Raw genomic sequence first — 21,760 nt, 5'->3', positions numbered from 1 at the left:
AAAAGCACAATAAAAATAGAGTTCTCGCTTCGCTAAAGGGGGAAAGGGGGAGGATTATTCTAATATTTTTCAATAACCATAAATTTAAGCCCTATGAAAGGTTTTAGTAAAATTGGGGAATTTCTAATTTCTTTTTAGTATATCAACAAAACTTCCAATATTGTAACTACACCCAAAAAATTTTCTTGACAAATTGTTTGCCTTGGAGTAAAATAGCATTATATTGGATCGAAGTGGAGTAAAATGGAGAATTAAATGATTCCTTTGCCCTTAACATCAGAAAATGTAATTGAGAATGGAAGGGTAATCCTACCTGCAAGGTTTAGAAGAAAGCTTTACGAGCTTGGGATAAGGTCTGTTGTTATCTCTCGGGGATTTGATGGCTCACTTTATATTCATTTTCCAGAGGGCTGGAAAGATTTTGTTGATAAATTAAATAGGCTTCCTAAAGCAAAAACAAGGGGTTTGATAAGGAAGCTTATGTTTGGAGCAGAGGAGGCAGGGATTGATAAGCAGGGAAGGCTTCTTATCCCTCCATTATTAAGGGAATATGCAGGGCTTTCAAGGGATGTTATTATATTAGGGCTTCCAGACAGGATGGAGATTTGGGATAAAAAAAGATGGCTTGAATATGATAGCAAGATAAGCTTTGAAGAGATTACAGAGGAGCTTGATGCATCTTCCAGTAATGAAGGATGAGGCGTTAAGCCTCATTGATGTAGCTGAAGGTAAATGGTATGTGGATTGCACAATTGGGCTAGGAGGTCATTCGCAAGCAATCCTTGAAAAAGGAGGCTGTGTAATTGGGATTGACCAGGATATTGAAGCATTAGAAATGGCTATGGAAAATCTTTATCTTTGGAAAGAGAGGGTTATTTTTAAAAGGGGAAATTTTAGGGATGTAAAAGAAATTTTGGATTCTATGGGAATAAGTAGCGTTTCTGGCTTTTTATACGACCTTGGGCTTTCATCCCATCAGATAGATAGCCCTGAAAGAGGGTTTTCTTTTATGAATGATGCCTTTCTTGATATGAGGATGGATAAGAGAAATCCAATAAAGGCTAAAGACATTATAAATAGAAGCAAGGAGAAGGAGCTTTACAGAATAATTAAGGAATATGGAGAGGAACCAAGGGCAAGAAAAATAGCAAAAGCAATTGTTTCAAATAGACCAATTAAGACAACGCAGGAATTAAGCTCCTTGATAATGAAGGCATATTATGGAAAAAGGGGAAAAATACACCCTAGCACGCGGACATTTCAAGCAATAAGAATTGCTGTAAATGATGAGCTTAATGCCTTAAAGGAATCTTTAGACCAAATATTACCCTTTCTTTCTAAAAATGGAAGGGTTTGTGTTATCTCATTCCATTCCCTTGAGGATAGAATTGTAAAAGAGGCATTTAAGAAATGGAAAGAGGAGGGGATATTTAATATTTTAACAAAGAAGCCGATAAGACCAAGCTTTGAGGAGATAAGGAGAAATCCAAGGGCTAGGTCAGCAAAATTAAGGGGAGGTGAGAAAATTGCAGAATGTAGATTTCAGAATGCGAAGTGAAAAGAAAGGATTATGGAGTGCGGAGGGTGGAGGTGAAAAGGTATGAAAAGAAGGATGAGATGGGTAAGGAATAGAAAGGAGGCCATTTTTCTTTTTATTTTTGCCTTCTTGTTTCTTTTTCTTATTGTCTTAGAGAACAACGAGATTACAAATCTAGGTTATAAAATTACAGGACAAGAAGATGAGTTAAAAGAAGAGAAGACAAAAAATGCCAATCTTACAATTGAAATTACAAATCTATCATCTCCGCAAAGAATTGAGGAATTGGCAAGGTCTTATGGTCTTGTTGGTGTAAAGCCAGAGCAAATTACATTTCTTCCAGATGTAACTGTAGAGGAAAAAAAGAAAGAAATGATGGAGCCATTTTCCCTTCTTGTAAGGATATTTGAAAGGGGCATAGAGGCAAGGGAAAGATGAAACTTTCGTCATTGCTTTCTTTTCTTTTGGAGAAAGAGGTTTTTAATTTAAGGGATGTGGAAATAAAAAATATTACAGACAATTCAAGGGATATAAAGGAAGGCTCTCTTTTTGTTGCAATCAAGGGAGAGAAATTTGATGGACATTCATTTATCCAGGAGGCAATAAATAAGGGCGCATCCTGTATTGTGGTTGAGGATAAGAAATATATTACCCCAAATTCCATTTTTGTCCTTACCTTTTCCTCTCTAAAAGCTTTATCGCAATTAGCATCAGCCTTTTTTGGAAATCCTTCCGATTCCTTAAATATTATTGGAATAACAGGGACAAATGGAAAGACGACAACAGCGTTTTTAATTGAAGAGGTCTTTAAAAAAGCTTCTTTTCCAATAGCAAGGTTAGGAACCATAGGACATAGGATAGGAAGCGAGGACATTCCTACTGTCCTTACAACACCACATCCATTAGAGATTTTTAAGCTCCTTTTAAAAGCAAAAAACGAAGGAGCAAAATTTGTTGTAATGGAGGTATCATCACATGGACTTTCTTTAGAGAGGGTTTCTGGAATAAAATTTAAGCAGGCAATCTTTACAAACCTTACAGAAGACCACCTTGATTTTCATAAAACTTGGGATAGCTATCTTCTTGCAAAAAAAAGGCTTTTTTTGTCCCTTAATAAAGATTGTGATGCTTTTGTTAATATTGACGACCCTTCCTATAAAAAAATTATAAGTGGAACAAAGGCAAGGGTAATAACATATGGGATAAATGGTAATGCAGACATAAAAGGAGAAAAGATAAAAGAGGGTAAAAGGGGAATAAGCTTTTCTATAGGAAAAGAAAGGATAAATACCCTTCTTTATGGAACATATAATATTTATAATTGCCTTGCATCTATATCTTGTGCAATTATGAATGGAATTTCATTTGATGTTATAAAGGATGCCATTTCTAATTTTAAGGCGCCTCTTGGAAGGTTTGAAATTATTTGGAAAAGCCCCCTTGTTGTCATTGATTATGCCCATACACCAGATGGTTTATCTTGTGTTTTAAAAACAGCAAAAAGCCTTATACATAAAAGAATAATCCTTGTCTTTGGGTGTGGAGGAAATAGAGAGAAGCAAAAAAGGCCAATAATGGGAAAAATTGCATCTAGTTTAAGCGATATTCCCATTATTACATCTGATAACCCAAGGGATGAAGACCCCGAGATTATTATGGATGAAATAGAAAAAGGGATGAAAAAAGCTCATTTGCGGATTGTAAATAGAGAAACCGCAATAAAAAAGGCAATAGAATTGGCAGATAAAGATGACCTTATCTTGATTGCAGGAAAAGGACACGAGGACTATCAGATAATTGGAAATGAAAGAATACCATTTAATGACAAGGAGGTTGCGTTGAAAATATTAAAAAACTCAAAACTAAAAACTAAAAATGCAAAACCACAATTCAAAATTTAAAACCATTGCAATCCAAAATAGTTTTGAGTTTTAAGTTGTAGTTTTAAGTTTTGGGTTTTAAGTTTTTAGTTTCTTATGTGTTACTGGCTATTTTATGAGGTTCTATATCCTGAGGTTTCATTCTTTAGGGTTTTTAAGTATATTACAACGAGGGCATTTTGTGCGGCTTTATGCTCCTTTTTTCTTGTTCTTATTTTTACGCCAATTTTTATAAATTATTTTAAAAAAAGGGGAATTTGTGAAAGGGTGAAAAAGGAATACCTTGAAAACCATATCCATAAGGAGGCAATACCAACAATGGGTGGAATAATCATTCTATTTGCCATTATCACATCAACCATTCTTTTCTCAAGATGTAATAATCGCCTGATAATCCTTATTCTTCTTACAACAATGGGCTTTGGTCTACTTGGTTTTCTTGATGACTTTCTTAAAACAAAAAAAAGACCATTGAAGATAAGGGAAAAGCTATTTGGAGAGATTGGTATAGCTATTCTTGTTGGGATATACCTATTCCTTTGCCCATTATCCGCTTCCTCTACAAACATTGCCATTCCATTTACAAAGGGTTTCTTTTTTAATCTCGGTATCTTCTATATTCTGTTTTGTATTCTTGTCATTATTTCTTCATCAAATGCCGTTAACCTTACAGATGGCTTGGATGGTCTTGCCATTGGAAGCTGTATTTTTGTTTGCCTTGGTTTTATTGTAATGAGCTATCTTGCTGGTCATATAAAGCTCTCAAGCTATCTTAAGATAAGCTATGTGCCGCAAGCAGGCGAGCTTGTTGTCTATTTGGCATCTTTGCTTGGTGCCTCTTTGGGTTTTCTGTGGTTCAATAGCCATCCAGCTACGATTTTTATGGGAGATACAGGTTCGCTTACATTAGGAGGGGTAATGGGGACAACAGCCCTTGTTATAAAGCAAGAGATTCCTTTAATAATTCTTGGAGGTCTTTTTGTTCTTGAGGCAGGCTCTACACTTATTCAAATCGTCTCCTGGAAGCTATTTGGAACGAGGGTGTTTTTGATGGCACCCCTTCATCACCACTTTGAAAAAAAAGGATGGTATGAATCAAAGATTGTTATTAGGTTTTGGATAATAGCGATAATATTTGTTTTGCTATCGTTTGCCACCTTGAAAATTAGATGATATGTTAAATCTTAAAGACAAAGATGTAATTGTTTTAGGTTTGGGCAAATCTGGAATTGCCTCTTGCAATCTCCTTACAAGGCTTGGTGCCCATATCACTGCCTTTGACGAGAAAAAGAAAGAAGAGCTTAAGGATGTAATTAAAAAATTGCCAAAGGATGTTGTTGTCCAATATGGAAATGTCTTAAGCCTTCCTCCTTCAGACCTTATAGTTGTAAGCCCAGGAATACCATCAGATATTTCATATATAAAAAAGGCAAAAGATGTAAATATTCCAATAATAGGAGAAATAGAGCTTGGTTTTCAGATGCTCTCTCATCAGCCAATAATTGCAATAACAGGAACAAATGGAAAGACAACAACAACAACCCTGATTGGGAAACTCCTTGAAGATGCGAAGTTAAATCCCATTGTTTGTGGAAATATTGAGATTCCCTTTACATCTTGCAATATTTCCAAAGAAAATATTGTTGTCCTTGAGGTATCAAGCTTTCAGCTTGAGACAATAATAGAATTTAAGCCAAACATCTCTGTGTTTTTAAACTTTGCACCAGATCACCTTGATAGATACCTAAATATTGAGGATTATATGAAGGCAAAAGCAAGAATCTTTGAAAATCAAACAAAGGATGACATTATGGTAATAAATGCAGATGATCCCGTTGTTCTTAACCTTTCAAGGAGGAGCAGGGCAAAACCATATTTATTTTCTACAAGACAAACCTTACAAGAGGGTCTTTTTATAAGGAATAATTGGATTGTTGCAAGGTTTTCTGGAAGAGAGGAAAAAATATTTCCTTTATCTGATATTAAGCTTATCGGCATTCATAACATTGAAAATATCCTTGCCTCTATCCTTGTTGCCATTATTTTAAGAATAGAGACCTCATCAATAATGGATACAATAAGAAATTTTAAAGGCCTTCCTCATAGGATACAGGAGGTTGGAAATATATCTGGCGTAAGGTTTATAAATGATTCGAAGGCTACAAACATTGCCTCTGTTATTGCTGCTTTATCATCGTTTGAAAGGAAAGTTATTTTACTTGCAGGTGGAAGGGATAAGGGAGAGGATTATACAAGGCTTATCCCTTACCTTAAGGAGAGGGTAAAAAAGCTTATATTATTTGGAGAATCTGCTGACCTTATAGGTTCTATGGTAAGGGAGGCTGTAGAGATTTATAAGGTGGAAAGCCTTAAAGACGCGGTAGACCTCTCGTATGCTTTAGCAGAATTTGATGATTGCATCCTCCTTTCTCCAGCTTGCTCAAGCTTTGACCAATTCTCAAGCTATAAGGAAAGGGGGGAGGCTTTTACAAAAAATGTCCTTGCTTTAAAAGAAAGGCTTGTGGAAAATGGAAGAGGAATCTTTACAAAGAAATGCTAATTTCTTTCTTGTTGTAACCATTGCCCTTGTTGCTTTTGGTCTTATTATGATCTTTAGCTCATCTGGCATAGTTACTAATTCTCTTGAAAAAAAGGGGATGTATTATTCATTAGTAAGGCAATCAGCTTGGGCTATTCTAGGCTTTTTATCCCTTTTTATTATTTTAAGAAAAGATTTAGAATGGTGGAATAAATATTCATTTTTCATTCTTTTGCTCTTTATTGTTCTTCTTGCTTCTACCATATTTTTTCATACGGGAAGAAGTGCAAAAAGATGGGTGATGGGTGGTCAACCATCTGAGCTTGTAAGGGTATTTTTTCTCCTTTATTTATCCATATTTTTTTCTAAAAGGGAGGATTCTAATGAAGGATTTATAAAAGGGGTTTTTCCTCCTTGTATTATTTTAGGTATTATTCTTGGTATCCTTGTCGCTCAACCCCACTATGGAATGGCTGTATTTTTCTGCCTTCTTACAATTTTTATATTCTTTGTTGCAGGAATGAGAATAAGGCATATTTTTGTTCTTTTTCTTGTCTTTTTTATTATTATGTCAGCAGCAATAGGAAGCAGGGCGTATTCAAGGAATAGGGTTAAGGCATTTTTGAGTAAATATCCCATTACCTCCAATCTGCCATTTGTTAAAGGATTTGTTGAAAATAAGGATAATGATAAGAAAATAGATAGGTGGCAGGTCGATCAATCAATAATTGCATTGGGTTCTGGAGGGCTATTTGGTGTTGGATTAGGAAAGAGCAAGCAAAAGCTTTCCTGTGTTCCCCTTCCATATACAGATTTTATCTTTTCCATTATTGGAGAGGAGCTTGGTTTTATTTTGGGAAGCCTTTTGTTATTTGTTTTATTTGCCCTTTTTGCCTATTTTGGTTTTTCCATTGCTTATCATTCCCAATTTCCATCAGGCTTTTTTCTTGCCTTTTCTCTTACAATTTCTATTATTCTTCAAGCAATTATAAACATCGCAATTGTCTCAGATAGCATTCCAACAACGGGTCTTCCACTTCCATTTATAAGCTACGGTGGTTCCTCCTTGCTTTCCAACCTTATTGCTGTTGGGTTAATACTAAATGTAGCAAGACAAAAACCTTGACAGGAGGTTTGTTTTTAGATAAAAATTTTAGATATGAATTTTTTATTAGAAATTGGGACAGAAGAAATTCCAGCTTTATGGATTGATAAAGCATTGGAGCAATTAAAAAATAAGGCACAATCTTTCCTTGAAAATGAAGGGATTGCCTTTAAGTCTATAAAAACATATGGGACACCAAGGAGGCTTACCTTAATTATAAACGGCATTGGAATAAGACAAAAAGAGAAGGAAATAATTGGACCACCAGCCAATTCTTTTATAAACGGATTTTTAAAAGCCCATGGTGTGAAAAAAAAAGAGCTTTTTGTAAAAGAGATAAGGGGAAAAAGGTATTATTGCCTTATAAAAAAAGGAAAAGAGACAAAAGAGGTTATAAAAAATGTTATTGCTGATGTGATAAAAGGCATTACATTTCCAAAACAAATGAGATGGAAAACGCATCTTACATTTGCAAGGCCTATAAGGTGGATTGTTGCCTTGCTGGATAATGAAATAATTGAGTTTGAATGTGCAGGTGTCATATCGTCTAATAAAACAAGGAGTTTAAGAATAAAAAAAGAGCCTGTTGTTATCCCTAACCCATCTTCATATATTTCTATTTTAAAGGAGCAGGGTATAATTGTAGATTGCAAGGAAAGAAAGGATTTTATCTTAAAAAAGATTAAAGAAGAGGCAGATAAGCTTAAGGCAAAGCCTTTTCTTAAAGAGGAATTGTTACTTGAAATTACAAATCTTGTTGAATCTCCTCTTATAATAAGATGTAGTTTTAATAAAAGGTATCTTAAGATTCCAGATGATGTTATAATTGCGAGCCTAACCCATCATCAAAGGTATGTTCCACTTATAAAGAAAAAGGGTATTATTTCATATTTCCTTGTTGTATCAAATGGTGGAGAAAAAGGGATAATCACAAAAGGGCATAACCGCGTTGTAAGTGCGAGGCTCTCTGACGCAGAATTCTTCTTTAAGGAGGATTTAAAGATACCTCTGGAGCAATTTGGAGATAGGCTAAAGGGTGTTATCTTTCACAAGGGACTCGGCTCTTTGTATGATAAAACAATGAGGAATGTTTCATTTTCTGTAAGCCTTGGTTTAAGGCTTATAGAGGAGAAAAGGTTGCCAGAGTTATCAAAGGCTGCTTTTTTATGTAAGGCAGACCTTACAACGCAAATGGTTCAAGAATTTCCAGAGCTTCAAGGGATTATGGGCTATCATTATGCGATGAGGCAAGGCATTCCGAAAACAATAGCAAGTGCAATAAGGGAGCATTATTTAATTCTTCCAAAATCTAAATTGGCAAGAATAATAAACCTTGCTGATAGAATGGATACCCTAACAGGATATTTTAGTTTAGGGATAATTCCAAAAGGAGGAGAAGATCCCTATGGCTTAAGAAGGTGTGGAAATTCTATTATAAAAATTATTCTCTCCTCAAATTTTAAAAAAAGAGTTTTTCTTGAATCTCTAATTAGGGAGTCTTGCAGAATAGGAAAGATAAAGGATGAAGACAGGATAACAGAAGAGATCCTTTTATTCATCAGACAAAGGCTTGTTTTTATATTCAAGGAGAAATACTTTACGGATGCAATAGATGCAGTATTATCACTTGGATTTGATGATATTGTAGATTGCGAGGAAAGAATAAAGGCTTTATCCTTTTTTATTAAAGAAGATGCAGATTTTATTGACCTTTCTACATCTTTCAAAAGGGTTGTAAATATCCTTAAAGGTGCTAAGAGGAAAGAATTTGATTATAACCTCCTTTTAGAGGATGCTGAAAAAAGGCTTTATTTTTCTTTAATTGAGGCAAAAAAAGCCCTTGAAGATACAGTTTCAAAAAGGGATTATAGGGAAGGGTTTAAGATTCTTGCTAGTTTAAGACCAGATATAGACAAATTTTTTGATGGTGTAATGGTTATGGTTTCTGATAAAGATATAAGGGAGAACAGGCTCTCTTTGCTTTTTCTTTTAAAAGACCTCTTTTTTACCTTGGCAGATATTTCGGTTATAAGGAGCTAAACATATTCATAGACACAATCTTAATTGGTTTTCAAGTATATGTTGAGCTTCTTTTTCATTAGTTTGAATACTCCAATAAAACTAAAAACTCAAAATCGTTGATAGTCTATAGTTGATAGTCTATAGACCATTAAAACAATAGATTACCTATTTGGCATTCTTGTTTTCTTGTATGTGTTTAGCTTTAATGGAACAAATGAAATCCGAAATTCGAAATCCGAAATCTTAAAACAAATTCAAATGACTAAAATGGATTCTTGTTCCTTTTTCATTCCTTAAGGTTCCGATTACCTTGTAGCAATCTCTCCAGTAAAGGCTGAACACAAAGCGGTTTAGGTCAGGTGCAGCGATTGGTTAGGTAAAAGTTTCACTTCACCCTCTTTTTTCTTTTCTTCTTATTTCTCAAGGTCTGCCCCTAACTTACTACTCTGTACGAATGGATTGAGCACCTCAAGTCGCCTTTCAATAATCAACCCATGTTGCAAGTCTTCGGAATATAGAATGGAAACACCCACACTGAGAGCACTTGCTATAATTGTGCTGTCCCAAAAGGACAAGGAATACTGCTGGCGAAGTTGCGACGCAGTCAATAGCACTGACTTGTTCAACTCAGTAACAGGGTATTTCTCATAGAACGACTCGATGAGTTGGCATACTTGTTCTTCGGTAAAGTTGGCTTGTTTCAGCAAGTTAACACACACTTCGTTGAGCACCTGTGTACTAAGCATAGGTGCAGTCTCTTGAATCAGGCCGCGTGCTGTTTCTGACCTGGTTTTGTCATCCTTTTCGATAAAGGCATACAGCCAGATATTCGTATCAATGAAGCAAGTTGTGCGTTTGCTATTTGGCATAGACTTCTTCTCTAGTTAAAGGACGAAAACCTTTTACTCGCACAGGATGCGCAAGTAATTCATCAATGAAATTCACAGCAGACTTAGTTCCTTCGACCAGCAAGATTACACGCACGCGATTTGTGAGATTGCTAAGATATTTACTAGGAATCTCAATGATATTATTCTCGATTGTAGTTTGGAATTCTATGGCATTCATGCTCCACCTCATTCAATCAACAAGTTCAAATTCTGCATCGTTGAAAAACTTGGGAATAGCAAAAATTTAGTATACACTTGTGATTGTATCCTTGTCTAATCTTGTATAATTTTATTATAGCACAATAATCAATTATACACAACTATTTTTTGGCTTAAGATCAGATGTTCTTGGTAGGATTTTTATTAAAAGCTTCCGTAGGTATGCCAACTCTATTTTCTTAAGCATCAATTCGTCGCAAGGGTTAATATTCTATTTGTTTGGCTAATGGTTTTGTTGCAAAAGAAGCCTAAATGGTTTGGACATAAGTCTTTTGCAATGTGTCAGCCGTCCGTTGCAGGCAGTCTTAAATAGAACCGTCCCCTTTTTTCTCTCTCCCTCTGAGATAGAAAGAATTGTTGATTTTATTAAAGAGCAAGGCATTTCCCTTGAGAAGAAAGAAATAAGGGAGGAAGAAATAAAAGAAGCCGTCGACGAAGATGAGGAAATAGACGATTCTCTTTATGAACAAGCCATTTCTATAGTAGAAGATGCAGGATATGGCTCAACATCTATGATTCAAAGAAAGCTTAAGATAGGATACAATAGGGCAGCAAGGCTTATTGAAAGGATGGAAGAAGAAGGAATTGTCAGCCCTTCTGATGGAAGCAAGCCAAGAAAGGTGTTAAGGTAATTACAGATTTACATCAGAAAAAAAATGTTGACAAATTATTACATTATTTTTTAAAATATTTTTTATTGATCTTTGAAAACTGAATAGGTCAAAGGTAAGGATTAAAAAAAGCAAAAAAACAATTTTTTGAGAGTTTGATCCTGACTCAGAATTAACGCTGGCGGCGTGCTTAACACATGCAAGTCGAACGGTTCTTAAATTCAAGGGAGCAATCCTAAGAATTTAAGGATAGTGGCGAACGGGTGAGTAACAGGTGGGTAATCTACCCCTAAATTTGGAATAACCTCTCGAAAGAGAGGCTAATACCGAATGTGATTATTGTTTCACAAGAAGGAATAATTAAAGGGAGTCTTTGATTCTCGTTTAGGGATGAGCCCGCCTCTGATTAGCTTGTTGGTGGGATAATTGCTTACCAAGGCAAAGATCAGTAGCTGGCCTGAGAGGGTGGTCAGCCACACTGGAACTGAGACACGGTCCAGACTCCTACGGGAGGCAGCAGTGGGGAATCTTGCGCAATGGGCGAAAGCCTGACGCAGCAACGCCGCGTGGGCGATGAAGGTTTTCGGATCGTAAAGCCCTTTTTGAGGGAACGATAATGACGGTACCCTCAGAATAAGCCTCGGCTAACTCCGTGCCAGCAGCCGCGGTAAGACGGATGAGGCAAGCGTTATTCGGATTTACTGGGCGTAAAGCGTGTTCAGGCGGGATAGCAAGTCAAACATGAAATCCTAAAGCTTAACTTTAGAACTGTGTTTGATACTGTCATTCTTGAGTATGAGAGGGGAAAACGGAATTCCCGGTGTAGCGGTGAAATGTGTAGATATCGGGAGGAACACCAGTAGCGTAAGCGGTTTTCCAGCTCAATACTGACGCTTATACACGAAAGCGTGGGGAGCAAACAGGATTAGATACCCTGGTAGTCCACGCTGTAAACGATGGACACTAGATGTAGGGGGTTTATTCTTTCTATGTCGAAGCTAACGCATTAAGTGTCCCGCCTGGGGAGTACGGCCGCAAGGTTGAAACTCAAAGGAATTGACGGGGACCCGCACAAGCGGTGGAGCATGTGGTTCAATTCGATGCAACGCGAAGAACCTTACCGGGGTTTGACATGTAGGTGGTAGTGAACCGAAAGGGAAACGACCTGGTTTACCAGGAGCCTGCACAGGTGCTGCATGGTTGTCGTCAGCTCGTGTCGTGAGATATCGGGTTAAGTCCCGCAACGAGCGCAACCCTCTCTTTTAGTTGCTACTAGGTAATGCTAAGCACTCTAAAAGGACTGCTGTAGACAATACAGAGGAAGGTGGGGATGACGTCAAATCCGCATGGCCTTTATGCCCCGGGCTACACACGTGCTACAATGGCTGGTACAAAGGGTTGCCAAACCGCAAGGTGGAGCTAATCTCAAAAAGCCAGTCTCAGTTCGGATTGAAGGCTGCAATTCGCCTTCATGAAGTCGGAATCGCTAGTAACCGCGAATCAGCAGGTCGCGGTGAATACGTTCCCGGGTCTTGTACACACCGCCCGTCACACTACCTGAGTTGGAGATACCTAAAGCCACTGTAAGGTGTCTAGGGTATGTTCAGTAAGGGGAGTGAAGTCGTAACAAGGTAGCCGTAGCGGAAGCTGCGGCTGGATCACCTCCTTTTAGGAGCATCCTTTACTTGCCTATTCAGTTTTGAAGGATCAAAAAGGGAAGAGAGATTCCCTTTTTTTATTTAAGGGCCTATAGCTCAGGTGGTTAGAGCGCACGCCTGATAAGCGTGAGGTCTCTGGTTCGAGCCCAGATAGGCCCAGTCGTTTAGCAAGGCTAAACGAATTGTAAATTGCAAATTTTAAATTGTAAATTGGATAAAATACCTTAAAATTTAAAATTTACAATTGAAAATTTAAAATTGAGCGAAGCGAAAGGGGATGTAGCTCAATTGGGAGAGCGCCTGCCTTGCACGCAGGAGGTTAGGGGTTCAAATCCCCTCATCTCCAAAGAACCTTGTAGCTTAAAAGAGACCCTTCAGCCTCTTTAATTTTTATCTTAAAGGGTTGGGCATTAATTCCAGAAGGAAGCAAAGAGTATGTTGTTTCTGAAATAATAATTTCCCCTGGACAACAAAATTCTTCTAGCCTCTTTGCAAGATTTACTTCTTTTCCCAATACTGTATAATCTGTCCTCATTGAAGAACCAATGTTTCCCATAATTACCTCTCCGCTATTTATTCCTATTCTAAGAGAAACATCTGGTATCCCTTTGTCTTTCCATTTTTCATTAAGTGTAATAAGCCTTTTTTGCATCATAATGGATGCCAAAACACCCTTTTCTGCATGGTCTGGTATCTTCTGAATGCCACCAAACAAAAAGAGGATTTCATCGCCCATAAACTTATCAATCTCTCCATTAAGAGAAAAGATAATCTCTGACATCTCTGTAAAATAATCATTCAAAAAACAAACAACTATTCTTGGTTCTAATGTCTCTAAAAGGAGGCTGAAATTGGCTATATCAGCAAAAACAACGGTAAGCTCTTTTTTTATAACCCTCTTTAAAAATTCCTCATCTTTTAATGCCTCATCAATTATAGGGGGTGAGATATACCTTCCAAAGATGGATTTTACCATCTCTTTTTCCTTTTTCTCTACAAATATTCTATATCCAGAGGAAACAATAAAAACAAGAAAGATAAGAAGGAGAATAGATAAGGTATTAAGCCATATTCCCCAGCAAAAAAGGGAAAATGAAAAGACAAGAAATGATAAGCAAAGAGAGACAATGGTTAAGGTTGCTATTTTTGTTGAATTGGAAAGGCTTATCCATCCACTAATAAAACCAAAGAGAAGGAGAAAGAGGGCAACAAGTTTAAATGGAACAAGGATAACAGAGTTAGCCTGCAAAATATTATTTACAGCTTCAGCATGAAGAAAGAGGCTATTGGTTAAACCATAGGGGGTAGGAAATGTATTTTCATCAGAGGTTATGCCAATGAGAACTATTCTTTTATAAAATTCATTTTTATTTATCTTTTTATTAAGAACATCAATCATTGAATATGATGGGAATTGTCCTCCAGAGAAATTTATACTAATCCTGCTTTTAAAATCAACACGAGACCTTAATAGATAATCTGGGTTTCTTTTAAGATAGGAAGATGCTAATACAAGGCTTAATGATGGATAGAAATTGCCTCCATAATCAATAACCAAAGGTATTTTGCTTATTATTCCATTTATATCGGGAAGAAGGTTTGTATGGCCTATTCCAGAGATAACTTTTAAGAATAAAGAAATTGGGGCATTAACACCTATTGCTTGATATGGTGTTATTTCCTTTGGAATATCCCTTAGGGAAAAATTTACAAGATTGTCTGCTTCTGGTGGCTTAAAGATAGGAAATTGCTTTTCATATAAATAGGAGATAAAAAAATCAACGCCTAAGTAGACATTGCCACATCCCTTAAGAAATGTTGAAAGGATAATGTCATCTTCAAATTGCGAGGTAGATGAGAGGGGAATGATTAAGCCAACACAAGAGGCATCTTTTAAATATTTAAGGAGAAATCCAATATCTATCCTTCTTATAGAAAGGGAGTTAATTGTTTTTTTATCTATCTCAACAAGGACAATATTTTTAAATGGTTTCTCCTTTCCCCTTAAGGAATAAAAGATATTAAAAAATTTTAAATCCAAACTTTCTAATGAGGGAAAGATTGCAATAAAAAAAATGGATAGGATAATAGAAAATGCCAATCCAATGATTTTCCTATGGGGCTTCATTAAAATAAACTATAGTATCTTTCATAAATCATTAAGAATAATATGGATATTTTATTATGAAGATTTAGTGTGTTGACTATAAAACGGCGAGGGTAGGATTTGAACAAAGAATTTTCTAACATTTTTCATTCGCTTCTCTCATTCAAAATCTAACAAAATTCTTTTGTTCCCGGCCTCGCTCACTTCATCGTCCACAGGACGCGTTCGCTCGGCTTCAAATCCTACCTTCTCCATTCTCCTATTTTTATCTTAAAATCCGGCGAGGGTAGGATTTGAACCCACGGTGCTTTTTACACACAACGGTTTTCAAGACCGCCGCATTAAGCCACTCTGCCACCTCGCCTATTTGTTTATTGTTAAAGAAACAAGGTGAAATCCTAATCCTTTATTATCTTCCATAAGCCCATAATCTAGCCTTATATTTTTTGTTTTTATCCCGATGCCGGCTGTATTAAATGATTTTCCACAAAAGCCTCCCCTTATAAAAAGATATGGTAAAACCTCCCTTTCAAAACCCAACCTAATACTGCTTTGATTTGTATCATTCTCATCTTTTGAATACCAATCATTAATGTTATTAACACCAAAGAAATCCATAGCAAATATGGTCTTATCATCAGGCTTTAAGGCAATACCACCTACTATGGTTAATGGATTTTTTACTGTAATGTCACAAATTACATCCTCTATATTTAGATTCTCAAATGTAAATTTTGGCTCATTTAAGTCATAGATAGCAAATCCAAAAGAGATGTTTTTATTAAAATTATGTAATATCCCGATATCAACACCGATTTTAGATTGCTTGCTTCCGGTCTCTTTAAATTTTGCTCCACCTGTCTCTATTCCCCAAGTTTTCATAAGGCTTTCCGAATATCTCCTTATATTAACGCCAAACCCTGTCTTCTTAAGCATTCCCTGTCCATAGCCACCAATTGTAAAAATGGCAATATTATTATCTAAGGCTAAATATGGTTCGTTGCCATCCTCTATTCCATCGCTATCCAGATCAGCATACCCTAGCCAATCAACACTATGAAGATAGGCTCCACCCATTCCACCCTCTTTTATCCCATTAGAGATCGCAATCCATTCCTTAAAATTCATACTATCCCTATTGTTCAAGACCCTCATTGAGCTTGCCTCCATTTCCTTTATATTAGCAATGCCTGCCGGATTATAGAAGATGCTATGAATATCATCAGCTACAGCAACAAAGGCACCACCCATAGAAAGGGGTCTTGCCCCTATCCCCCATCCAGAAAGAGAAAAAATAACCACAAATAAAATAACCTTCTTCATAATACTTAAATTCTACATTTTTTTTTATCTTAAGTCAATTAAAAATCAAATCTTGATAAAATAGATATTTTTTCATATAATTTAGTTTATGGGATGGATGAAAGGGCTTAAGTGTAAGGAATGCGGAAGGGAATATCCAAAGGCTGCATTGTATATATGCGAATTCTGCTTTGGACCACTTGAGGTAATCTATGATTATGAGGGAATAAAAAAGGCTATATCGCGCAAGTCAATTGAGGAAAGTAAAGTATATAGCCTCTGGAGGTATAAGGAACTTCTTCCCATTGAGAAAAAACCACAAGATGGGTTAAATTCAGGGTTCACACCCTTAGTTAAGGCAGAAAATCTGGCAAAGGTATTAGGGGTTAGCAAAATTTATCTAAAAGACGATTCTTGTAATCATCCAACCTTATCATATAAGGATCGGGTGGTTGCAGTTGCCCTCTCTCGGGCAAAGGAGTTTGGTTTTGAAATTGTTGCCTGTGCATCAACGGGAAATCTTGCGAATTCTGTTGCTGCTCAAGCTGCGGCTTCCAACCTTTCTGCATATATTTTTATTCCAGCAGACCTTGAGATGGGCAAGGTTGTAGCATCTTTGATATACAATCCAATTGTTGTAGGGATAAAGGGAAACTATGATCAGGTGAACAGGCTATGCAACGAGATTTCTGCAAAATACAATTGGGCATTTGTCAATATCAACATAAGGCCTTACTATGAAGAGGGTTCAAAGACAATTGCCTATGAAATAGCCGAGCAACTTGGCTGGAAAGCACCCAGACATATTGTTGTCCCTTGTGCCTCTGGTGGTTTGCTTACCAAAATCTACAAGGGTCTAAAGGAATTTGAAAAACTCGGCTTGATTTCTAGGATGAACACAAAGCTTTATGCTGCCCAGGCAAGTGGATGTTGCCCTATCGTTAATGCCATAAAGGAGGAAAGAGAATTTATTAAACCGGTTATCCCAAATACCATTGCAAAATCTTTAGCTATCGGAAACCCCGTTAGTGGGTATTATGCCTATAAGGTTATTAAGGAATGTGGCGGAGGGGGAGAAAGTGTAAGTGATGATGAAATTGTTGAGGCAATAAAGCTATTGGCAAAGACAGAGGGAATTTTTACCGAAACAGCGGGTGGTGTAACCCTGGCGGTTTGCAAGAAATTGATTGAGCAAGGAAAAATTCCAAGGGATGAAGAAATTGTTGTTTGTATTACCGGACAGGGTTTAAAGACCCAAGAGGCGGTTTGTGAAAGAATAGGAAAGCCAATAATTATTGAGCCAAGCTTAAGGTCATTTGAGAAGGAGGTAGTAAAAAATGAACCTTGAGTTTTATTCGGAAAAAAGATTAAAAGGGGAAATTTTAGAAATTATTGGTAAATATTTGAGTCTTGATGATTATAAGGTTTTTTTCTTTGGTTCAAGGGTTTCGGGAGATAATTTCCTGCGTTCGGATATTGATATTGGTATTGAAGGAGCAAAAGAACTTCCCATTGATGTAAAATTTAAAATTGAGGAAGATATAGAGAGGCTGCCAACATTATATAGGTTTGAATTTGTTGATTTCAAAAGGGTTTCAAATGATTTTAAAAAGGAGGCATTAAAATTTGTTGAATATATTAGATGAATTTTGTAATTTATAAAGATTTTGAAAAAGCGATTAAAAGATTAAAAGAGGTTTTAAAATTAGAAAAAACAGAGATTACAAGGGATTCCGCAATTAAAAGATTTGAGCTTTGCTTTGATTTGAGCTGGAAATCAATTAAGGTTTTTGCCAAAGATCAAAGGGTAGAATGCTATTCACCTAGGGAGTGTTTCAAGATCGCTTTTCAATTAAGCTTAATAGATTATGATGAAGCCTGGTTAAGAATGATTGACGATAGAAATTTAACCGCCCATCTTTACAAAGAGGAATATGCTGATGATGTTTATTCAAGGCTACCTAAATATTTGAAAATGTTTAAAAAATTAAGAGAAAATCTTATGGGGGGAAGATGAGGATTTATTAAAATGCAAATTAAATGATAGGAGGTAGTTAAATGGCGAATATAAAGCTATCTTTAAGGTTTCCAAAGGAGCTAATTGATAAGCCAATGATTTATCAATTAAGCCAGGATTTTGATGTAATAACAAACATAAGGAGGGCAAATATTGATAAAGAGATTGGATGGATGGTTTTAGAGCTTTCGGGAGAGATGGATGAAATAGACAAAGCAATTGATGATTTAATAAAAAAGGGTGTAAAGGTAGACCCAATTGGAGGAGATATTGTAGAAGGATGAAAAAAGAAGTAAAGCTTGTATTTCCAGAAGACTTGGTCTGTGAGCCTATTCTCTATTATTTGGGAAAGGATTTTAATGTTTCCTATAGCATAAGCTCTGCAAATGTAGATGTAAATTCAGGATGGGTAATCCTTTCCCTTGAAGGAGAAGAAAAGAAGATAGAAAGGGCAATAAGGAATTTAGAAGAAAAGGGGGTAATTGTTGAAAGAAGGTAGGTCTGTAGGTACAAAAGATTTGGAGTAACTATTCAGTCATTACAGAGAGAAACGGAGAATGGATGAATCGGAGAGAGGGAGAAGGGGAGAAAGGGAGAATCTTAAGAAGGGGAGAAATTTCTCCGTATCATTGGACAGATTATACGAATGATTGAGAAAGTGGATAAATGGTTAATTAGACAAAGATGATATTTTCCTTTTCTCTTTTTCTTAAGATTCTCCGTTTCACAAAGAGGGGGTGAATAATTACGATTTGGATTATAAACTAATTAAACCATTGATTTGGTGGGAGTAAAAAATTATGGAAACTACAAAAGTAGCCCTATTCAAAGGCAAAAAAATTAGAAGAATTATTTACCAGAATGAATGGTGGTTTTCTATTGTTGATATCATCGAAGCATTAACTGGTACTGACAGACCAAGAAAATACTGGAACGATTTAAAGAAAAAACTTACAGAAGAAGGGTATCGTGAGGTGTCCGAAAAAATCGGACAACTGAAAATGGAAGCAAGCGATGGCAAAAAATATCTCACTGATTGCGCGGATACAGAGACTATTTTCAGAATTATTCAATCAATCCCATCACCAAAAGCCGAACCTTTCAAAAGATGGCTGGCAAAGGTTGGTTATGAACGGGTGCAAGAGATTGAGAATCCGGAATTAGCAACTAAACGAACACGAATGCTTTATAAATTAAAGGGCTATTCTGACGATTGGATTGAAAAGAGGATGCGGGGTATTGCCATCCGTGACGAACTAACAGACGAATGGCAAAAAAGAGGGGCACAGGAACAGAAGGATTATGAAATCTTAACTGCGGAAATCTCAAAGGCAACATTTGATATAACCCCAAGCCAATATAAAGAATTAAAAGGACTGAAGTGGGAAAATCTGCGTGACCATATGGATGACCTGGAATTAATTTTTACTATGCTGGGTGAACGTGCTACTACTGAAATTCACAAGGTAGAAGATTCAATGGGCATGCCGAAATTGAAAGCAGATGCTAAAACAGGTGGTGATATTGCTGGTAATGCTCGCAGACAGCTGGAAAGAAGATTAAAGAAATCTATCGTCTCTAAAGATAATTATTTAGAGAAACCAGAAAGTCAAACAATTCATAAAATTTTACAAGATATGGAGGAAAAAGATGAATAAACCAATATTTGCACCAATTTCTGAGAAGGATGTAAGCTCTGCAATTGTCTCTGAGTTTTCCAAGCAATTCTTGGAATATGTAGAGAGCGATTGCATCATTATTGGAAGTGGCCCATCTGGGCTTATAGCAGGAAGGGAGCTTGCAAAAGAAGGATTTAAGGTGCTTATAATTGAGCGAAATAACTACCTTGGCGGTGGCTTCTGGATTGGTGGCTATCTTATGAATAAGGTAACATTAAGAGAGCCGGGACAGGAGATTTTGGAAGAGCTCGGTGTTCCTTGCAAAGAAACGACAAAGGGGCTATATGTTGCAGATGGTCCTCATTGTGTATCAAAGCTTATTGGCTCTGCCTGTGATGCAGGTGTTAGATTCTTGCAATTAACCGTATTTGATGACCTTGTCTTACAGGAAGAAAATAGGGTTTGTGGGGCGGTGGTTAATTGGACGCCCATTCAAGCCCTGCCAAGAGAGATTGCCTGCATTGACCCAATTGCCCTTGAGACAAAGGTTTTAATTGATGGAACTGGACATGATGCTTGCTGTGTTAAGAAGCTTGAGGAAAGGGGGTTTATAAAAACAAAGGGGTTTGGTGCGATGTGGATTTCTCAATCAGAAGACCTTGTGGTTGAGCATTCAGGTGAGGTATGGCCTGGTCTTGTAGCAATTGGAATGGCAACCGCCACCACCTATGGCCTGCCAAGAATGGGACCTACATTCGGGGCAATGCTCCTCTCTGGCAAAAAGGGTGCAGATATTGCAAAAGGGCTTATCTAACTAAACATATGACAGCAGAAACAAAAGAAAATTGATAAAATGGCTTTTTGTTTCTATAATTTTAAATGGATAAGGAATAAGATTTTTTAAAAAGCATTGGAAGAAAAAACAAAGTTTTTATGGATAACCCAGAAAGAGAGCCCTTTTACACCGGGCAGGCCTGTTCCTATAGAATATTTTATAGCACGCATTAAAGAAATTGAAAGATTAGAAAGGGCAATTAAACAAGCCTCATCTGGTAGGAACGAAAATATCTTTATTATGGGAGAGCGTGGAATAGGAAAAAGTTCACTTGCTGGATTTATTCGGTATGTTGCTCAGAAGGATTATCAGTTTATAGGAGCTCACTGTTCACTTGGTTCAGCAAGAAATTTAGATGAAGTATGCCGGTTGATATTTCAGAAGCTCCTTCAAGAACTACCTGATAAAAACCTTTTTGAAAAAGTAAAGGATATATTTGGAAAATATATAAAGAACATAGACCTTTTAGGGATGAATATTGAATTTACAACCAGTAAAGATGAACTTGATAATCTTCGGTTGAATTTTCTGCCTACGTTAAGAAGTTTATTCTCAAAGATTCAAAATGAAAAAAAGGGAATTACTGTCGTGCTTGACGATTTGAATGGGATTGCAGACATATCGGATTTTTCATTTTTTTTAAAAAGCATAGTTGATGAAATTGCTACAAGTGGCAAAAAATTACCTTTGCTACTTATCCTTGTAGGCATACCGGAAAGAAGGGAAAAGATGATTAAACATCAACCTTCGGTAGCAAGGATTTTTGATATTATAGATTTAGCTCCTATGAATAAAGAAGAAACAGAGGATTTTTTCAGAAAAATGTTTGGAAGACAAAATATATCCATCGAACCAGAGGCTATATCTTCCATGGTAGATCTTTCGGGTGGATTCCCTACGCTTATGCATGAAGTTGGTGATGCTATATTTTGGGAAGACAAAGACAATAAAATTGATGAAGAAGATGCAAGATATGGAATAATAGATGCAGCAGAGAATGTCGGGAGGAAATATTTAGCTCCGCAGGTATATAAAGCTATAGGCTCAGAGACATACCGTAGTATTTTAAGAAAAATAGGTGATCTGCCTTTAGGAACTAATTTTCAACGAAGAGAAATTTTAAAAAAGATGTCAGAGGAAGAACAGAAAACTTTTGATAATTTTCTTCAAAGGATAAAAAGGTTAGGAATTATAAACGAGACAGAGATAAGGGGTGAATATAGATTTGTGAATCAACTTTATCATCTTTATGTTATGCTAGAAGCTTTTAAATTTAGAGAAAGACAAAGGTCTTAATTGATGGAACTGGACATGATGCTTGCTGTGTTAAGAAGCTTGAGGAAAGGGGGTTTATAAAAACAAAGGGGTTTGGTGCGATGTGGATTTCTCAATCAGAAGACCTTGTGGTTGAGCATTCAG

21 protein-coding genes, 3 tRNA genes and 1 rRNA gene are annotated in these 21,760 nt (G+C 36.5%); 20 read left to right on the top strand and 5 right to left on the bottom strand.

From position 1 onward, the window contains the following. The first annotated feature begins 255 nt into the window (after positions 1 to 255). The 8 genes from AB1630_02950 (at position 256) to glyS (ending at position 9,101) form a co-directional block, all read left to right on the top strand. Positions 256 to 699: a division/cell wall cluster transcriptional repressor MraZ gene (locus tag AB1630_02950; protein ID MEW6102768.1), complete on the top strand. Its 444-nt coding sequence runs from the start codon at positions 256 to 258 to the stop codon at positions 697 to 699. After that, positions 674 to 1,558: a 16S rRNA (cytosine(1402)-N(4))-methyltransferase RsmH gene (rsmH, locus tag AB1630_02945; protein ID MEW6102767.1), complete on the top strand. Its 885-nt coding sequence runs from the start codon at positions 674 to 676 to the stop codon at positions 1,556 to 1,558. Before AB1630_02950 ends, rsmH begins: the two co-directional genes overlap by 26 nt. A gap of 42 nt (positions 1,559 to 1,600) precedes the next feature. Next, on the top strand, positions 1,601 to 1,975 hold the full coding sequence (locus AB1630_02940; GenBank protein MEW6102766.1) for a septum formation initiator family protein: 375 nt from the start codon (positions 1,601 to 1,603) through the stop codon (positions 1,973 to 1,975). Next, entirely contained in the window at positions 1,972 to 3,438 is a 1,467-nt protein-coding gene (locus tag AB1630_02935) for a UDP-N-acetylmuramoyl-L-alanyl-D-glutamate--2,6-diaminopimelate ligase (GenBank protein ID MEW6102765.1), read from the top strand. Before AB1630_02940 ends, AB1630_02935 begins: the two co-directional genes overlap by 4 nt. A gap of 75 nt (positions 3,439 to 3,513) precedes the next feature. Further along, complete coding sequence (gene mraY / locus AB1630_02930; GenBank protein MEW6102764.1) at positions 3,514 to 4,590, top strand: phospho-N-acetylmuramoyl-pentapeptide-transferase; 1,077 nt, start codon at positions 3,514 to 3,516, stop codon at positions 4,588 to 4,590. A gap of 1 nt (position 4,591) precedes the next feature. Then, positions 4,592 to 5,977, top strand: a complete 1,386-nt coding sequence (murD, locus tag AB1630_02925; GenBank protein ID MEW6102763.1) for a UDP-N-acetylmuramoyl-L-alanine--D-glutamate ligase — start codon at positions 4,592 to 4,594, stop codon at positions 5,975 to 5,977. After that, on the top strand, positions 5,946 to 7,082 hold the full coding sequence (locus AB1630_02920) for an FtsW/RodA/SpoVE family cell cycle protein (GenBank protein MEW6102762.1): 1,137 nt from the start codon (positions 5,946 to 5,948) through the stop codon (positions 7,080 to 7,082). Before murD ends, AB1630_02920 begins: the two co-directional genes overlap by 32 nt. A gap of 33 nt (positions 7,083 to 7,115) precedes the next feature. Further along, on the top strand, positions 7,116 to 9,101 hold the full coding sequence (glyS, locus tag AB1630_02915) for a glycine--tRNA ligase subunit beta (protein ID MEW6102761.1): 1,986 nt from the start codon (positions 7,116 to 7,118) through the stop codon (positions 9,099 to 9,101). A 395-nt stretch (positions 9,102 to 9,496) separates the two neighbouring features. Here glyS and AB1630_02910 read toward each other — a convergent pair whose 3' ends face one another. Then, entirely contained in the window at positions 9,497 to 9,952 is a 456-nt protein-coding gene (locus AB1630_02910; protein MEW6102760.1) for a PIN domain-containing protein, read from the bottom strand. Then, on the bottom strand, positions 9,942 to 10,151 hold the full coding sequence (locus AB1630_02905; protein ID MEW6102759.1) for a hypothetical protein: 210 nt from the start codon (positions 10,149 to 10,151) through the stop codon (positions 9,942 to 9,944). Before AB1630_02905 ends, AB1630_02910 begins: the two co-directional genes overlap by 11 nt. A gap of 334 nt (positions 10,152 to 10,485) precedes the next feature. On the opposite strand from AB1630_02905, the gene AB1630_02900 reads away from it, so the two are divergent. The 4 genes from AB1630_02900 to AB1630_02885 all read left to right on the top strand — a co-directional run bounded on the left by AB1630_02900 (position 10,486) and on the right by AB1630_02885 (position 12,807). Then, entirely contained in the window at positions 10,486 to 10,824 is a 339-nt protein-coding gene (locus tag AB1630_02900) for a DNA translocase FtsK (protein MEW6102758.1), read from the top strand. A gap of 122 nt (positions 10,825 to 10,946) precedes the next feature. After that, a 16S ribosomal RNA gene (locus AB1630_02895) occupies positions 10,947 to 12,472 on the top strand. A 74-nt stretch (positions 12,473 to 12,546) separates the two neighbouring features. Beyond that, a tRNA-Ile gene (locus AB1630_02890) sits at positions 12,547 to 12,620 on the top strand. A gap of 114 nt (positions 12,621 to 12,734) precedes the next feature. Further along, a tRNA-Ala gene (locus tag AB1630_02885) sits at positions 12,735 to 12,807 on the top strand. Here the strand turns inward: AB1630_02885 and AB1630_02880 are convergent. From AB1630_02880 to AB1630_02870, 3 genes are all read right to left on the bottom strand, one after another. Continuing rightward, entirely contained in the window at positions 12,799 to 14,589 is a 1,791-nt protein-coding gene (locus tag AB1630_02880) for an adenylate/guanylate cyclase domain-containing protein (GenBank protein ID MEW6102757.1), read from the bottom strand. The genes AB1630_02885 and AB1630_02880 overlap by 9 nt on opposite strands. Before the next feature lie 257 nt (positions 14,590 to 14,846). Continuing rightward, positions 14,847 to 14,932, bottom strand: a tRNA-Ser gene (locus tag AB1630_02875). Then, entirely contained in the window at positions 14,932 to 15,891 is a 960-nt protein-coding gene (locus AB1630_02870; protein MEW6102756.1) for a hypothetical protein, read from the bottom strand. The genes AB1630_02875 and AB1630_02870 overlap by 1 nt, the downstream gene beginning before the upstream one ends. An 88-nt stretch (positions 15,892 to 15,979) precedes the next feature. On the opposite strand from AB1630_02870, the gene thrC reads away from it, so the two are divergent. The 8 genes from thrC (at position 15,980) to AB1630_02830 (ending at position 21,637) form a co-directional block, all read left to right on the top strand. Continuing rightward, on the top strand, positions 15,980 to 17,218 hold the full coding sequence (gene thrC / locus AB1630_02865; protein ID MEW6102755.1) for a threonine synthase: 1,239 nt from the start codon (positions 15,980 to 15,982) through the stop codon (positions 17,216 to 17,218). After that, on the top strand, positions 17,208 to 17,516 hold the full coding sequence (locus tag AB1630_02860) for a nucleotidyltransferase domain-containing protein (protein MEW6102754.1): 309 nt from the start codon (positions 17,208 to 17,210) through the stop codon (positions 17,514 to 17,516). Before thrC ends, AB1630_02860 begins: the two co-directional genes overlap by 11 nt. Continuing rightward, complete coding sequence (locus AB1630_02855; GenBank protein ID MEW6102753.1) at positions 17,513 to 17,887, top strand: HI0074 family nucleotidyltransferase substrate-binding subunit; 375 nt, start codon at positions 17,513 to 17,515, stop codon at positions 17,885 to 17,887. Before AB1630_02860 ends, AB1630_02855 begins: the two co-directional genes overlap by 4 nt. 41 nt (positions 17,888 to 17,928) lie before the next feature. Then, positions 17,929 to 18,171, top strand: a complete 243-nt coding sequence (locus AB1630_02850; protein ID MEW6102752.1) for an NIL domain-containing protein — start codon at positions 17,929 to 17,931, stop codon at positions 18,169 to 18,171. Further along, positions 18,168 to 18,386 carry an NIL domain-containing protein gene (locus AB1630_02845; GenBank protein MEW6102751.1) on the top strand — a complete coding sequence of 73 codons (219 nt, stop codon included), beginning with the start codon at positions 18,168 to 18,170 and terminating at the stop codon, positions 18,384 to 18,386. Before AB1630_02850 ends, AB1630_02845 begins: the two co-directional genes overlap by 4 nt. A gap of 301 nt (positions 18,387 to 18,687) precedes the next feature. Next, entirely contained in the window at positions 18,688 to 19,545 is an 858-nt protein-coding gene (locus AB1630_02840) for a Bro-N domain-containing protein (GenBank protein MEW6102750.1), read from the top strand. After that, positions 19,538 to 20,320 (top strand): sulfide-dependent adenosine diphosphate thiazole synthase, encoded by a 783-nt coding sequence (locus AB1630_02835; protein ID MEW6102749.1) that lies wholly within the window; start codon positions 19,538 to 19,540, stop codon positions 20,318 to 20,320. The genes AB1630_02840 and AB1630_02835 overlap by 8 nt, the downstream gene beginning before the upstream one ends. Before the next feature lie 96 nt (positions 20,321 to 20,416). Next, the gene (locus AB1630_02830; protein ID MEW6102748.1) at positions 20,417 to 21,637 is read left to right on the top strand and encodes a BREX system ATP-binding domain-containing protein; all 1,221 of its coding nucleotides are present in this window, start codon (positions 20,417 to 20,419) and stop codon (positions 21,635 to 21,637) included. Positions 21,638 to 21,760 lie beyond the last annotated feature (123 nt).

This window comes from bacterium, from assembly GCA_040753555.1.
Taxonomy (GTDB): domain Bacteria; phylum UBA9089; class UBA9088; order UBA9088; family UBA9088; genus JBFLYE01.
Note: the sequence above shows the minus strand (reverse complement) of the source record. Positions and strands in the feature narration are given on the sequence as shown.

Coding starts and splice junctions, on each gene's coding strand:
- AB1630_02910 (MEW6102760.1), bottom strand. CDS start 9,952: ATGCCAAATAGCAAACGCACAACTTGCTTCATTGATACGAATATCTGG.
- AB1630_02860 (MEW6102754.1), top strand. CDS start 17,208: ATGAACCTTGAGTTTTATTCGGAAAAAAGATTAAAAGGGGAAATTTTA.
- AB1630_02950 (MEW6102768.1), top strand. CDS start 256: ATGATTCCTTTGCCCTTAACATCAGAAAATGTAATTGAGAATGGAAGG.
- AB1630_02905 (MEW6102759.1), bottom strand. CDS start 10,151: ATGAATGCCATAGAATTCCAAACTACAATCGAGAATAATATCATTGAG.
- glyS (MEW6102761.1), top strand. CDS start 7,116: ATGAATTTTTTATTAGAAATTGGGACAGAAGAAATTCCAGCTTTATGG.
- AB1630_02870 (MEW6102756.1), bottom strand. CDS start 15,891: ATGAAGAAGGTTATTTTATTTGTGGTTATTTTTTCTCTTTCTGGATGG.
- AB1630_02845 (MEW6102751.1), top strand. CDS start 18,168: ATGAAAAAAGAAGTAAAGCTTGTATTTCCAGAAGACTTGGTCTGTGAG.
- AB1630_02920 (MEW6102762.1), top strand. CDS start 5,946: ATGGAAGAGGAATCTTTACAAAGAAATGCTAATTTCTTTCTTGTTGTA.
- mraY (MEW6102764.1), top strand. CDS start 3,514: ATGTGTTACTGGCTATTTTATGAGGTTCTATATCCTGAGGTTTCATTC.
- AB1630_02880 (MEW6102757.1), bottom strand. CDS start 14,589: ATGAAGCCCCATAGGAAAATCATTGGATTGGCATTTTCTATTATCCTA.
- AB1630_02850 (MEW6102752.1), top strand. CDS start 17,929: ATGGCGAATATAAAGCTATCTTTAAGGTTTCCAAAGGAGCTAATTGAT.
- AB1630_02840 (MEW6102750.1), top strand. CDS start 18,688: ATGGAAACTACAAAAGTAGCCCTATTCAAAGGCAAAAAAATTAGAAGA.
- AB1630_02935 (MEW6102765.1), top strand. CDS start 1,972: ATGAAACTTTCGTCATTGCTTTCTTTTCTTTTGGAGAAAGAGGTTTTT.
- thrC (MEW6102755.1), top strand. CDS start 15,980: ATGGGATGGATGAAAGGGCTTAAGTGTAAGGAATGCGGAAGGGAATAT.
- rsmH (MEW6102767.1), top strand. CDS start 674: ATGCATCTTCCAGTAATGAAGGATGAGGCGTTAAGCCTCATTGATGTA.
- AB1630_02835 (MEW6102749.1), top strand. CDS start 19,538: ATGAATAAACCAATATTTGCACCAATTTCTGAGAAGGATGTAAGCTCT.
- AB1630_02855 (MEW6102753.1), top strand. CDS start 17,513: ATGAATTTTGTAATTTATAAAGATTTTGAAAAAGCGATTAAAAGATTA.
- murD (MEW6102763.1), top strand. CDS start 4,592: ATGTTAAATCTTAAAGACAAAGATGTAATTGTTTTAGGTTTGGGCAAA.
- AB1630_02940 (MEW6102766.1), top strand. CDS start 1,601: ATGAAAAGAAGGATGAGATGGGTAAGGAATAGAAAGGAGGCCATTTTT.